Raw genomic sequence first — 13,908 nt, 5'->3', positions numbered from 1 at the left:
GGCTGACAACGGTCGGACGGGCCCGCCCGGCTGACGCCAGTCGGACGGGGATAGAATACCTGCCTGCCTGCAGGCATATTGGAAAGCATTTTATAATAATATGGCCTCGTAGTTCAATGGATAGAATAGAAGTTTCCTAAACTTTAGATACACCCGCCCGTCCCGAACCCTATTTCACGATTACACCAACTATTTACGCAGGACGTTCGGGCGGGGGTTCGATCCCTGTCGAGGCTACAAAAAACCCCTTATACAAGCTGTATTTGGGGTTTTCGTGTTTTGGGGGGCTGCATGGGGGACTATCCAGCTACTCTTCCCCAATCAATTCCCCCCATGCTGCCAGCATTTCTGGTTGCGGGAAAGGGTGTTTCGCTTGCAGCGGGCACCACTTTTTGTGGTTCCGATGCATCGGACGGACGTGGTTCGTTTTTTCGGGGCGGTCGCGGCCTTTTGCTTTCCTACGGAACTCCCCTCATGCAAATGGCAATACCCGGTTTCGCTTTTCGTTCGATTCCGACACCGAACGCCTTTTTGGGTAATGCCTGCACATTGCCGGGCCGGGATCGCCGGGCTTTTTCCGGTACGCGTCACGGGCGCTGCCTGCCAGTCCCAGTAGCCTGGATCGATCTTCTTCTCCACGATGGTTTCGATCGAATCAGGCAGCTGGGAGTAAAAATCGATGCCGGTAAGCCGCTCCACCTCATCTACAGAAACCGCATAGGCCGCAAGGGGTCCTTGCCCTTTTCGGTTGGGAAGGATAAACCCTATTGCCGAATAGGATCCGTTTTCTTCGTCGTAATCCAGCAGCACCTTGTAGAAGCGATTTGGAATGCTAACCTGATTCGGACCGATGCGCCGCAAGCCGGGCTCCAATACCGGCCCGGTGGCCACATACAAGACCGACTGACCCACCGCCCAGGATCGAGCCAAGCCTTCCAGTTGCTTCCATATCCCTCTGTTAAATGACGGGTGTTGCGGACTCATGTTGCTCAGGTAAAAACTCTCCGACAAGGCAGTCATACTGAAGGCCATGTCTCCCGCGGGTGCCAAATGACCCCGGTCGTATCCCGATGCCCGGTAATCGGACAAAGAGGCACTTCCCGTGGTGACCTTCGGATTCTCTCTGAAATTATCCGTTCGCTCGTACCTGCCGCTGCTCGCCTCGTAGGCGGTCAACTCGTAGTACACCCAACTTGCCTGCTCGTGGGACTCCGCATAACACAAACTGTAGTGCCGGTGATGAATGACCTGCCCCGAAGGAGCGGCAGGCAAAAACGCCTGAGCAAAAAGCCCCAAATGGCTTGAAAGAAAAAGTAGAATATACCCGAAAAACTTCACCTGCTTTGTTTAGTCACTCTCAACCAATGCACTTATCGTTTGTTCTGTTTATCGCTGCATCGTCAATCCACGGTTTTCACAAGATTTTCCTGAACGAATCCGCTGGATTTTACCCGATTTGCCTGCGCCAAACACCCATTTAATACCGGTTAGACCAATCCCAAGCCGGAAGAAGACCGGCACCACCGCCTCATTTTCTACCCAACCACCGAAGCAAGGTGTTGTACCGTCGGGACCAGGAGCGCTGAAAGCGCAGCGGACCATTAAGCTCTTGTTGAAAAAAGTCCGCATGCTTTTTATTCAAATAGGCGATTCGCTCCCGCTTTTTTTGCCGGGTTCCCGTTTTCTTTCGTTTGCTACCGGGAGTAAGCCGGTAATAAAAACCCACAAAAGGCAATTGCACCACTTCTCCTCCATTTTTGAGAATTTTGATCCAAAACTCCCAATCCTCCCGGCCCATGTGCATGTCTTCTGAGAATCCCCCCACAGCGTCGGCATCCGATTTGCGCAGCAGCGCCGCCACAAATATCATGTTATCCCGGGCCAATGCCCGCAAACTAAAGGGCTTTAACTTCCATGCCTTCTCACCGGCCTCCGAAAATTTCACCGCCCGACAGTACACGACCTTTACCTCCGGACGCTGCTGCAGCACGGATACGGCTTCGGCGATGTAGGCGTCAGATACCGTATCGTCTCCATCCAGTGGCAACACAAATTCCCCCTGCGCTGCCCGAATCCCGGTATTTCGCGCCCGGGCCACCCCTCCGTTCGGCTGATCAATGACACGAACTTCCGGGTGCTTTTTTTCCAGCGAACGCGCTCTTTCCAGGGAATCATCCGTGGACCCGTCGTTGACAAGCAGCAGTTCCAGGGGCCGATAGGTAGATGCCAGGACGGAACGGACGGTTTCCTCCAGGTACCTGCCCTGATTGTAGCAGGGGATGACCACGGAAACCAATCCCGGCCTCATGACGCAACATACGTTTGGTACAGGGGTTCGTCTTTTTTTAGCGCCAGGGTGTTCGGACCAAACTTACGGGTGCCGTAGCCGTTGGCCTGCAAGAGGGCCAGGCAGCTGGCGTAATCCGTTTCGTTTAATCCCACGTTCTCAAAAACAATGGCAGCGGGCTGACTGAACGGCAGATCGAAAATTCGGATCACTTCCAGGTCGTAGCCTTCGGCATCGATTTGCAAGAGATCGATCTTGGAAATCCCGTAGCGCTGCATCAGGGTGCGGGGAGCGATCACCGCTACTTCCTCCTCGCTGATCCATTCCTCCCTGTCTTCCGGAATATCGATACCAAATTTCGTACAATTGGCCGCTACAATGCCCTCCTCGAATGCGCTTTCGATTTTTTCCCGGGAGAAGGAAGACAGGCCCGTAGCCCAGCGCATATCGGAAAAGCCGATCTTATAGATCGGCTGGGCGCCGTCTTTTTCCCCGATGGCCGCACACACCGTTGTAATTCCTTCGTTTTTGGCGTAGATCTCTTTTAAGAACTGGTGGAACACCTGAGGCTGTGGCTCCAGCAAGACTCCCTTCCAGCCGTCTCGTTTGATAAATTTGTGGATCGGGTCGTGGGTAATGCCGTCGTTAGCGCCTATCTGAATCACGGTAAAATCACCCCTTTTTGACTGGGAATAGTGGTGCAGAAATGCGCTCAGGCTGCCCTTTCCTGGCGTATAGAGGTACCGGTAAAAGCCGATAAAAAGCGGATGATTGGAAGCACTCAAGCGAAAACGCAATGTTTTCCATTGGCGTTGGAGTTTTCTTTTTACGGGTAGGATGGCTTTTTTCATGGGCGTCATGGACCAAAACTAAGAAAATATATGCACATCTACGGGCTATATCCCGACAGGCGACACCTTTGGGCGGCGCCAACATGGGGAGCCCGCAAGAAAAGCTTAGAGCAATCCCTTGAATTGTTGCAAAAAGCGGATGTCGTTTTCGGTAAACAGCCGCAGGTCGTTGATTTGGTACTTGAGCATGGCAATTCGTTCGATACCCATACCAAAGGCAAATCCGGTATATTTCACCGAATCGATGCCGCAATTTTCCAGCACGTTGGGATCCACCATGCCCGAACCGCCAATTTCCACCCAACCGGTACCCTTGCAAATGTTGCATCCTTTGCCCCCGCAGAGCTGGCAGGAAATATCGATTTCCGCACTGGGCTCGGTAAACGGGAAAAAGGAAGGCCGGAAGCGCACCTGTGTGTGCTTTCCAAACATTTCTTTTGCGAAATGATACAGGGTTTGTTTCAGGTTGGAGAAGCTCACGTTTTCGTCCACATACAATCCTTCCACCTGGTGAAAAATGCAATGTGCCCGGGCGGAGATCGCCTCGTTGCGAAACACCCTTCCCGGCGATAGGGTCCGGATGGGCGGTTTTTGGTTTTCCATGACCCTCACCTGAACGGATGAGGTATGGGTTCTCAACGCGATGTCCGGATTCTTTTCAATAAAAAACGTATCCTGCATTTCCCTGGCCGGGTGATTTTCCGGGAAATTTAACGCCGTGAAGTTGTGCCAATCGTCTTCTATTTCGGGCCCTTCGGACAGGTTAAAGCCTATTCGCTCAAAAATCTCCACGATGCGTTGCCGGGTAGCCGTCAGGGGATGAATACCTCCAACAGGCCAGGTGGTCGGAGGCAGGGTAAGGTCTGGTCGGGGGCCTTGCTTTCCCTTCGAACCGCTCTCCACGGCATCTATCAGTTCCTTGAATTTCTCTTCCGCCAGTTGTTTTACCTCGTTGACCGCTTGTCCAAATGCTTTTTTTTGCTCGTTGGGGATGGATTTCATTTCGGCAAAGAGTGCTCCAACCACACTTTTTTTACTAATAAACCGCATCCGGTAGTCTTCCAGCTCTGCCGCCGTTTCGGCACGCGCCGCAGCTATTTTAGCCTTGATCTGCTCTATTTTCTGGCTTTGCATGTACAATTTGGTCTTTTTACGAGCGCAAATCTAAAATAAATTATTGAGGCCACCTACCATTTAAAACAGGGAAACGCGCTTTCGTGCTATTGCGTCCCTTCCTCCTCCTCTTTTCGGGGAATCTTTGGCTGCATCAGACCTGAACTTCCCATGAGTCCGGAAAACGTGGCTTTCCAGAGGTAATTGAAGACAAATTTATGGTGAACGCGCTCATAATAAATGGGCGAAGCAACCAGGCGCCGGAAAATGGGCCGGGGATTGTTTTTCCGCATGGCGAGGGCATTGATCACAAAGGTAAGGATACCCTTTCGGCCTCCTGCTTCCCGCAAGGTTCGCTCTTCCAGTAGCCTTACTTTCAAATCGTTGTATTTGAGTGTCATCTCTCCAATGGCATGATCCTGATCGGCGACAAACTGCCATTCCCCTTCCCGAACCAGCCCTCGTTCTACGGTGACAAAAGCATTGGATTCCAAAATGGAATTGATGACCGGCAGTTCAAACGCACCCACGCGGGCCTTCACGGATATGGGGTACGGGGAAACGAAGCGCATGGACAGGTCCACGTCCAGTTCTGCTGTATCGTTGATCTGAAAGCTCGCTTCCACCAGGGCCGAATCCCGCTCCTCTTCGATCGGCCCCAGACGAAAAGGATACATGCGCGCATTCATCCGACCAAAAGTAATCTCACCCGGGACCATTCCTTTTTCCGGAAATTCCCGGTACAGGAGGCGTCCGTTGGTTACGATCAGGGTATCCAGATCGAATACCCTGCCCATCGCCTCCATTACCTGCTGAGGCATGGGTTTCACAACGGTGGTGTCCTCGGTAACCCGTTTGTCCCGAAATATCTCGGCATAGGGAGAGAAAACGGTCATGGACCGCGCGATCAGTTTTTCTTCGGCGATAAACCTACTCGCATCCAACCCCTCGACCAGCAGCCGGGGGATGTACACGTCTGCTACGTCCGTTTGCTTGCCCACCTGCCTGGCATAGGCGTAGGTTCCCCCTTTTGGGAAAAACCGAAGGTCGTTAAGTTCGAGTTCATTTTCGGAAATCAATACCCGACCAATCCGCAGCATGTTTAAACTATCCGGTAGCTCCAATTCATAATCTTTGAGCTCGAACTGAAAGTCTTTGTTGAAAAAAAACGCCGAAGAAATATTCTGCTTTTCGGTAAAATCAAAATTCAAGTCGCTTAGCATCAGGCTAAGGTTTTGAAAAGCCGTCACTCTGCTGGTATCTGCCTTGTCTAAGAGGGATAACCTCCCCCCGGTAAGCGAGAAATCGCGGATAAGCAACTGCTCCAAAACCTTTTGAATGACCTCTTTTTCCTGCTCTGGCTGCAGCAGCGTAATAGCTTCCTCTTCGTCCAGGTAAATACGCACCTCCGGGTCAGTCAGTCGGAGAAGCGACACATCCAGGCTTCCCGTGCGTTGAAAACTCTGCAGGGAACGGGTGTTGATCGAAACCCGAGGAACATTGGCCCGAATGATGGGTACGCCCCGTATACCTTCGAGCTGATTGGGCAGGATCCGCAGATTTTCCACCAAAATCTCCTCTTCCCCCGAATCAAATCCGATCCTGGAAAAATTCAGCGTATGAATACTATCCTTTAAGGCCAGGGAAAAGTCATCCACCTCCAGGCTAATGTTTGAGAAAAAGCTGGCGATGTCTCCCTCGGAAAGCCGGGCTGAGTCCAGGAGAAAGCCTGCGACGGATAAGTTGATGCCTGTCCGGATCAAATCCAGGTCTTTTCCTTCCTGGTAATAGGCCACATTGAAGGAGGCATTGGAAGTCAGAATGGAATCGATTTGGATGACCTCGATGGTCTTGGGCAGGTTGCGGCCGGCGCTTTGCTCTTCCTCTTCTTCTTCGTCTGTATCGGCTTCTTCCTGTCCGTAGGCTCTGTTAATGGACAATTTCACTCCTGCATCGGTGAGCTTCAACTGGGAGAGCGACAAGGTATTGTCAAACAAAAAGGCTTCCAGGTCTACCCCCCGAAAGCTCAACTCTGGGATGCTGGCTTCAATGCTTACCTTGGAGTCCAGGTAGCGGTTGGGATTAAGTCGTACATTGAAGGTATTGATTTCCTCTCGGGCAGAATTGAACGTAATTCGTTCGGCCACGATGCTGTATTTTCCGTTGGCAATATTGAATAGGTAATTCTTTAGGTTTACATCCACTTCTTCCGCAAACAGGGTGCGGTTATCGGCAAGATCTACGGTTTCATCCAGGTAGAAATTCCGAATATTGACGGCAATATCGTTCTCTGCAAAAGACCGAAACCGTTCGTTGGCAAAGTTGTCGTAGACAAACGAACCCTCATTGATACTCAGGGAGTCGATCCGTACCTCCGAGAAATAATTGGTGATTAGGTTCAAAATATCGCCGCGCTCCAATTTTGCCTGCTCTTCGTCGTCTTTTGGAATGTATTTGGTCCATTGGATATCCGGGCCAGGTATATCGATGTGGTTGATGAATAACTTTTCCTGGAAATAAGCCTGATTGATGTCTACACCTGTAGCCAGAAATTCGGGTATTTCTATGTCCAGGACGGTGGTCCTTCCGTACCGTTCCAACAGTTGCAGCACCTCTTCGGGAGAATGGGGCTGTAGCCGAAAGCCGTTGATTAGCAGTTGCTCTTGCCTGGTATCGATACGGATTCTGTCTGCGGAAAACAGGTGCAGGTTATCGGACAGCTTGAGTGCGTAGTCTTCTATCTCCAGTTGGAGGTTTTCTGCCAGAAAAATTCTGGAGGAGGAGTCGCTGCGTTGCTGTTCGTCCAGCTGAAAATTCTCGAGTACAAAATCGATTTTCCCAAAAGAAAGGCTATCCTGCCGGACCCGGAGGTGGTTGTCCAGCACCAGGCTTCCTTCCTCCATTTCCAATCGCTGTATATAAATGGCTTTTAAAAAACCCTGGGTTAGCTCCTGCAGGGAGGAAAGCTTGGGGGCTTCTTCTGGGTTCCCGGAGCTTCCCAGAATATCTCGAATAGCCACTTTGGGTGCCCGAATCATGAGTTCCCCGATATCCACTATTTTCTCGTTGTACACTTTTCTCAGGTTGGCGTTGGCAAAATCCAACTGGGGTACTTTGACCTCAAACAAGGAGATATCGGTGAGGCTATCTTCGTCTACAATGGGGTTGATTTCCACCTCACTGATCGTTACCCGGTCTTCGGCGGAGGACAAGTAGATATTCCGCCCGGTCACCCAATGAATTTCATCCGCCAGGGATATCCTGGCCCGGTCAATTTCTAAAACTGCATCCCTGGAGTAGAAGAAGCTATTTTCTTTCACCGCTTCATCCTGTCCGATATACACTTCGTCCATGGAAAAATGGATATCTTCGGCTTCTATGCGATTTTTGTTGGGGTTATTGACGCCTCGCTGCAGAAATTGCCCCCGGTCAATGGTAAGGTCCTTTACGGAAATAGAGGTAAGCACGTCCCGAATCAGTTCGTACAAATCCGTCGTTCTTCGTTCGTTTTCCAGGGCTGTGCGGTCGGTATACAGCACAAAATCGGGGCCCTCCAGGTTCAGTGAGCCCACCTTGACCTCTGCTGTCCGAAACATTTCCATGATGTCTGCATCTTCCAGTAGAAGTTGGTCCAGGGAAATTTCGTAGTAGACATCGGCAGACTTTTCGAGGTCCGGAACCACCTGCAAGGTTTGGGCACTGATTTGCTTGTCCAGGGAAGATACCGCTACCTTCGCTGCCGTAACCCGGTGTATGCTGTCGGATAACACGATCTCAAAATCGTCAAAATCCAGGCGGAATCCCTGTAGTCCAAATGGCAGGGCCACTTGCTGTTCTCCACCGACCTGAATGTTCCTGACGTACAAGTTGGTATTTGAGGCTGAAATCGACTTTTGACTGATGAAGTTTTCTATCAGCAAATTGGCCTGATCCACGTAAAAATCCCCGACCACAATCTCCCGGATTTGCGTACCCAGGGATTTTTGAATCTCGTTTTCGAGCAATTGCAGGGGGCTCTCCTCGCTTTCCTCTGCCTCTCCGGACTTTTGGCGGGATTGTACGCTTGGCGAAGTCAGGCGCAAAGTACCAATGGAAAGCCGGCCGGAGGTTCGGGAATAGCCCAAACCCAGCAAATCCAATTGATCGATGGCTATCCGGTAATAGGGGATTTTCTCTGCATCAAAAATGGCTGGATCCGTCGGAGTCAGCGAAAAACGCTCGACAAAAATACCCCGCTGAAAAAGCGACAGGTAAATCCGATCAAAGTCGACGGCATACTTTCCCTGGGAGACTTCGGCTACCTGTCGCTTGATGAATTCCCTAAAAAGCCAGTCTCCACCAAAATACAAGGTTGCCTGCAACAGCAAGCCCAGGAGCAAGAGGACACCCAAAACCTTCAACGTGCGTCCCCGGTTTTTTTTCTCCTGCTTGGTATGTACGTTTTCTTCCTCCATTTCCGGATCAAGAATACAAAATAAAGTGGATATTATTCAAAATTTGCAGACAAAAGAAGCTTTTATAACAGGGTCTTGACAAAAAAAATCCGGCAACTTCCGTAAAAGGAAAGTTGCCGGATTTCACAAAACCGCTGTAGGAGAAGGACTCGAACCTCCACGGAGCTGTTAGGCAACACATTGAGCTCGATGTGTGCTTTATCCAGTACACCGGATAAATCCGGATCCTCCACCCCCGAGACAGGAGGGCTTGTCTGCCAATTTCAACATCCTACAGGATAGACTCAAAATCAATTCAGAACCATTACTCATCACGAGGAGTTACCAAATTTTGTTTTGATTCCTCAAATGTAATAAAACTCGCCTTTGGAAGAAATATTTTCATCAGAAAATGTAGATTTTTTCAGATCGTTCAATTCTTTGACCAAAAACGAGTCATTTCTATAAAAATTCCGCCGATTTAAAACTTTCGATTAACAAATCAATAACTGTCAACCGTCGACTTGAACGTAATTTCGCCATTTTTCTATCACTGAGGCCATGTCTTCGGGTAATTCACACTCGAAATACAGCTGTTCCCTGCTGATGGGGTGAATAAAACCCAGCGATTGTGCATGCAGGGCCTGTCGGGGAATGAGTTTGAAGCAATTGCGGACAAAGGAAGTGTACCGGGCATATTGGGTGCCCTTTCTGATTTTATCCCCGCCGTATACGGCATCGTTAAATAAGGGATGCCCAATGTATTTCATGTGCACGCGTATTTGATGCGTTCTGCCGGTTTCCAGGGAACAACTTATCAAACTCACGTATCGGAACTTTTGAAGCAACTTCCAATGGGTGACGGCCGATTTTCCTCCGGTACCTTCCGGATAGGCCTGCATGATTTTTCGGTCTTTTATCCCCCTGCCTATCGAAACATCCACTGTCCCTTCGGCGGTCGCCGGCTCGCCCCATACCAGGGCCAGGTAGGTTCGCTGAATGCTGTGATCAAAAAACTGGCCGGCAAGGTCCGCCATCGCCTGTTCGGATTTAGCCACCACGAGCAAGCCGGAGGTATCCTTGTCGATTCGGTGAACCAAACCAGGCCTGCCTGTATTGCCGGGAAGTTCGGGAAGTTGATTGAAGTAATACGCCAGCCCGTTGACCAGCGTACCGGTCCAGTTTCCGTGCGCCGGATGCACCACCATACCCGCCGGTTTGTTGACTACTAGCAGGTGATCGTCTTCGTAGCGGATATCCAATGGGATGCGCTCCGGAATTACGTCCGTATCTTTTCGGCTCCGCTCCAATACGAAATAGATGACATCTCCAGCCTTCGTTTTGTAATTGGCTTTTACAGGCAGCCCATTTACTTTGACAATCCCTGCAGAAATGCTTTGTTGTACCTTGTTTCGGGTACTGTTGGCCACTTTGTCGGTAATAAACTTATCGATACGCAAGGGCCGCTGCCCGGGATCTACCCGCAGCTCGTAGGGCTCAAAATAGGATTCCTCCTCGGGCAATTCTTCGTCGTGGGATTCAGTCATGGCACAAAATTAGGATATGATAAAAAACTATAAGACTTTTAACGCAAAATCACCAAATTATTTCCCTTGGAACCTGCCAATAGTCCCCTGTACCAACCCCTTCACCTGCCTATTCTTGAAGAAAAGGAGGTGCAGGTGACGGTAAAGCGACTGGATCGGATGCATCCCAGCCTGCAGGGCAATAAGTACTACAAGTTACGCTACAATATCCGGGAAGCAATAAAGCAGGACGTTAAAACGGTTTTAACATTCGGAGGCGCTTATTCCAACCATATCCATGCCACTGCTTTCGCCTGCAAGCAGGCTGGACTGCGGTCCATTGGTCTCATACGGGGAGAAATCTCCCAGCCCCTCAACCCGACCCTTTCCGACGCCGTCAAAAACGGCATGGAATTACACCTGCTCTCGCGCTCGGAATACCGGGAAAAACAATCCCAAGCCCTATTGGAGTCACTCGGACGGAAATTTGGGGAGTTTTACCTGATCCCTGAAGGCGGCACCAACGCGCTGGCCATTCAGGGCACGCAGGAAATTTTGACGGGAGCCGACACGTCCATGGACGTTATCGCCTTGCCCGTGGGTACCGGAGGCACCTTTGCAGGCGTAGCCAGTCGTGCACGGCCCGGGCAACAGGTCCTTGGTTTCTCTGCACTCAAAGGCGACTTTATTCGCAAGGAGGTAGCCCAACTCATGCATACGCACGGAATTCAGCCCCGCTGCACCTGGGAAATTCGCACAGACTTCCACTTTGGCGGCTATGCCCGGTTCAATACAGAGCTGATTGATTTTCTCCGAGACATGCGCCTGCAGGCAAAACTACCCCTGGACCCGGTATATACCGGGAAAATGGTATGGGGTCTGCTGGCATTGGTCCAGGCAGATCATTTCCCGAAAGGCAGCCGCTTACTGGTCTTGCATACGGGAGGGTTACAAGGAATTCGGGGATTCAACGAGCGGCATGGATCGCAGCTTTGATTGCATCAAACGGCACCGGCGACTTCGACCTGATGCAGGATGTCTTCGTAATCCAGCCGATCCCAGTTTTGGGTGATCAGTGGATCACGCATCACTTGGTCCATTACTTTCTCCTGTATTTTTCCGATAGCATACGCTTCCGAATACTTCATGTCCGAAAAGGTAACCATGCTATACAAGGGCACCCATTCTTTAGGAAAGAGTTCGTGTAGGCGTGCTTCAATCTTTTTTCGGATCAAAAATTTCGGATCGGCCACATTGTCACTCATTTCTACGAAATTGTCCATCGCCAGCTGACAGATGGCATCGGTGTCGGGTTTTCTGCCTTTCTGAAATTTTTCAAAAACCAAATCCCAGGAAAACGTGCCGTATTTTTCCACCAATCCATCCAAAATGTAGCAGTCTTCAAAACCACAGTTCATGCCCTGCCCGTAAAACGGCACCATGGCATGGGCTGCATCCCCGATCAACAGGGCATTGTTTTCGGTCCAGGGATAACATTCGGTATTGATTAAGGCCGCCGTGGGATTTCTCCGGAAATCTTTCAGAAGATTTGGCATCAGCGCATGGGCATCGTTGAAATGCGTTTTAAACACCTGGTCCACGTCCTGATCGTCGTGTATGTTTTCAAAACTCACTTTGTATCCTTCAAAAGGTAAAAACAGGGTGCAGGTGAAGGATTTGTCCAGGTTTGGCAAGGCAATTAGCATAAATTTGCCCCTGGGCCAAATGTGCAAGGCGTTTGGATCCATGGCAAAGTCCCCGTTTGGTGCAGGAGGAATCGATAGCTCCTTATAGCCGTGGGAAATGTATTGCTGTTTGAAGTTAAAGCGAAGTTGGCTTTGGAAGGCATTCCTCAGAGAAGAATAGGCACCATCCGAACCGATCAACACCTCAGATCGGACGGTTTTTGCACTACCATCCGGTAAGCTAAACCTGACTTCCCGGTTGCCTACCTGCACGTGCTCCACCTTGTGTTCGAAATGAAGCCGGGCCCCCTGCGCCTCCGCTTCGTCCAACAAAAGCTTATTGAAGGAATTTCTACTAATGGAATAGATGGCTTGGTTGTCCTTCCCATAGGGTTGGAAAAACGTATTTCCATGCTCGTCGTGGATCCTCCTTCCGTACATGGGCTGGGTGTAGGGCAAAACTTTTTCACGGATACCGGCTTTTTCCAGGGCTTTCCAGCCCCGGAAACTCAAGGCCATATTGATTGAGCGCCCTTCACCGGATGAATCCATCTTCCGCCAATCTTTGCGCTTTTCGTAAATGGAAACGTCCAGGCCTCTTTTTCTCAGGTAGATGGCCAGCAGGGAACCAATCAATCCTGCCCCCAATAGGTCAATTTTTTCTTTCATGATGTTGTTCAATAGGTTATTGGACCTTCACTTGCTAATGTTTCAGCGATTCCGACAGGATCTCTCCAAATGCGTAGACATCCTGAAAACTGTTGTAAAGCGGTACGGGTGCGAGCCGAACCACGTTGGGATTTCTCCAGTCGGCTACCAGTCCGTTTTTAGTCCATGTATCGACTAGTGTTTTGCCTCCTTTGTGTACAAGAAGCGACAATTGGCACCCTCTATCCGTTGGTTTTGAAGGGGTTATTATTTCTAACACATCCCGGGCAGCAATTGTTTCACGGATTACAAACTCCAGATAACCGGTCAATAGTTCAGATTTTGCCCGTATTTTTTCCATGCCGGCCGCTTCAAAAATATCCAGGGATGCCTGCAGTGCCGCCAACCCAAATACCGGGTCGTTGCTCAAGAGCCAGCCATCCGCCCCTGACATGGGGATAAAGCCCTTTTCCATCGCAAAACGCTTTTCCTCCAAATGCCCCCACCATCCGGCAAACCGCGGAATTCCGGGATCCTTGCCATGCTTGCGGTGAACAAAAATGCCGGACACATTCCCAGGGCCTGCATTCAGGTATTTGTAACTGCACCAGGTAGCAAAGTCCACCTCCCAGTCATGCAGGGACAAGGGTACGTTGCCGATGGCATGCGCCAAATCAACGCCCACCGGTATTCCGTAAAGTCGCGCTTCCCTGCTGATGGCTGCCATGTCAAAGCACTGCCCGGTGTAGTACTGCACTCCGGGAAGCATGACCAGGGCCAGTTCCTCTTTGTGATGGCGAATCGTCTCCAGAATATCGGCCGTATGGAGCAGGTGTTCTCCCGGTCGCGGTGCAATTTCCAGCAGGGCTTCGTCCGGCTGGTACCCATGGTACCTGACCTGGGATTCCAGTACGTACTGATCCGAGGGGAAGGCTCCCGCTTCGCACAGCACCTTGAATCGTTTGCCCTGCGGACGGTAAAAGGAGACAAGCAAGAGGTGCAAATTAACGGAGAGCCCATTCATGGCCACCACCTCATCGGGCGCTGCGCCCAGCAAACGGGCAAGCTGCGGCTTGGATGGCTTGCGTGCATCCACCCAGGGCACCTCCCCTTCAAAATGACCGTCAACGCCCTTATCCGCCCATTTTTGCAGTTCGGCATCCAGGTAGGAGGCCACCGTGCGGGGCTGCAGCCCCAAGGAATTGCCGCAAAAATAGATGGCCGTCTTCCCCTTTTTTTGGGGAAGAAAAAACTGATCCCGAAAGCCTTTCAATGGATCTTTTTTATCCATTTCCTCGGCAAATTCCCGGGTTAACTCGTAGGCAGCGTTGGGCATAGGTTCGTTGGTAAAGGCAAGGTGGTGAC

General features: G+C 50.7%; 9 protein-coding genes and 1 tRNA gene. 2 read left to right on the top strand and 8 right to left on the bottom strand.

Features of this window, described 5'->3' with window-relative positions:
* The first annotated feature begins 102 nt into the window (after positions 1-102).
* A tRNA-Arg gene (locus tag BMW71_RS23675) sits at positions 103-237 on the top strand.
* An 84-nt stretch (positions 238-321) separates the two neighbouring features.
* On the opposite strand, the gene BMW71_RS07145 is transcribed toward BMW71_RS23675, so the two are convergent.
* The 6 genes from BMW71_RS07145 to BMW71_RS07120 all read right to left on the bottom strand — a co-directional run bounded on the left by BMW71_RS07145 (position 322) and on the right by BMW71_RS07120 (position 10,231).
* A complete protein-coding gene (locus BMW71_RS07145) occupies positions 322-1,338 on the bottom strand; it encodes a DNA/RNA non-specific endonuclease (RefSeq protein ID WP_092171447.1) in 1,017 nt (338 codons plus the stop codon).
* A gap of 190 nt (positions 1,339-1,528) precedes the next feature.
* Complete coding sequence (locus BMW71_RS07140) at positions 1,529-2,308, bottom strand: glycosyltransferase family 2 protein (protein ID WP_092171444.1); 780 nt, start codon at positions 2,306-2,308, stop codon at positions 1,529-1,531.
* Positions 2,305-3,138: an FkbM family methyltransferase gene (locus BMW71_RS07135; RefSeq protein WP_244891108.1), complete on the bottom strand. Its 834-nt coding sequence runs from the start codon at positions 3,136-3,138 to the stop codon at positions 2,305-2,307. The genes BMW71_RS07140 and BMW71_RS07135 overlap by 4 nt, the downstream gene beginning before the upstream one ends.
* A gap of 105 nt (positions 3,139-3,243) precedes the next feature.
* The gene (locus BMW71_RS07130; protein ID WP_092171439.1) at positions 3,244-4,272 is read right to left on the bottom strand and encodes a phenylalanine--tRNA ligase subunit alpha; all 1,029 of its coding nucleotides are present in this window, start codon (positions 4,270-4,272) and stop codon (positions 3,244-3,246) included.
* A gap of 86 nt (positions 4,273-4,358) precedes the next feature.
* On the bottom strand, positions 4,359-8,705 hold the full coding sequence (locus BMW71_RS07125) for a hypothetical protein (RefSeq protein WP_092171437.1): 4,347 nt from the start codon (positions 8,703-8,705) through the stop codon (positions 4,359-4,361).
* 491 nt (positions 8,706-9,196) lie between these two features.
* Positions 9,197-10,231 (bottom strand): RluA family pseudouridine synthase, encoded by a 1,035-nt coding sequence (locus BMW71_RS07120; protein WP_092171434.1) that lies wholly within the window; start codon positions 10,229-10,231, stop codon positions 9,197-9,199.
* Between the two features lie 66 nt (positions 10,232-10,297).
* On the opposite strand from BMW71_RS07120, the gene BMW71_RS07115 reads away from it, so the two are divergent.
* Positions 10,298-11,206, top strand: a complete 909-nt coding sequence (locus BMW71_RS07115) for a 1-aminocyclopropane-1-carboxylate deaminase/D-cysteine desulfhydrase (RefSeq protein ID WP_092171431.1) — start codon at positions 10,298-10,300, stop codon at positions 11,204-11,206.
* A gap of 5 nt (positions 11,207-11,211) precedes the next feature.
* On the opposite strand, the gene BMW71_RS07110 is transcribed toward BMW71_RS07115, so the two are convergent.
* Positions 11,212-12,564: an FAD-dependent oxidoreductase gene (locus tag BMW71_RS07110; RefSeq protein ID WP_092171429.1), complete on the bottom strand. Its 1,353-nt coding sequence runs from the start codon at positions 12,562-12,564 to the stop codon at positions 11,212-11,214.
* Between the two features lie 34 nt (positions 12,565-12,598).
* Positions 12,599-13,879: a kynureninase gene (gene kynU / locus BMW71_RS07105; RefSeq protein WP_092171426.1), complete on the bottom strand. Its 1,281-nt coding sequence runs from the start codon at positions 13,877-13,879 to the stop codon at positions 12,599-12,601.
* Positions 13,880-13,908 lie beyond the last annotated feature (29 nt).

The sequence above is a fragment of the Cyclobacterium xiamenense genome (assembly GCF_900109255.1).
Lineage (GTDB): Bacteria > Bacteroidota > Bacteroidia > Cytophagales > Cyclobacteriaceae > Cyclobacterium > Cyclobacterium xiamenense.
Note: the sequence above shows the minus strand (reverse complement) of the source record. Positions and strands in the feature narration are given on the sequence as shown.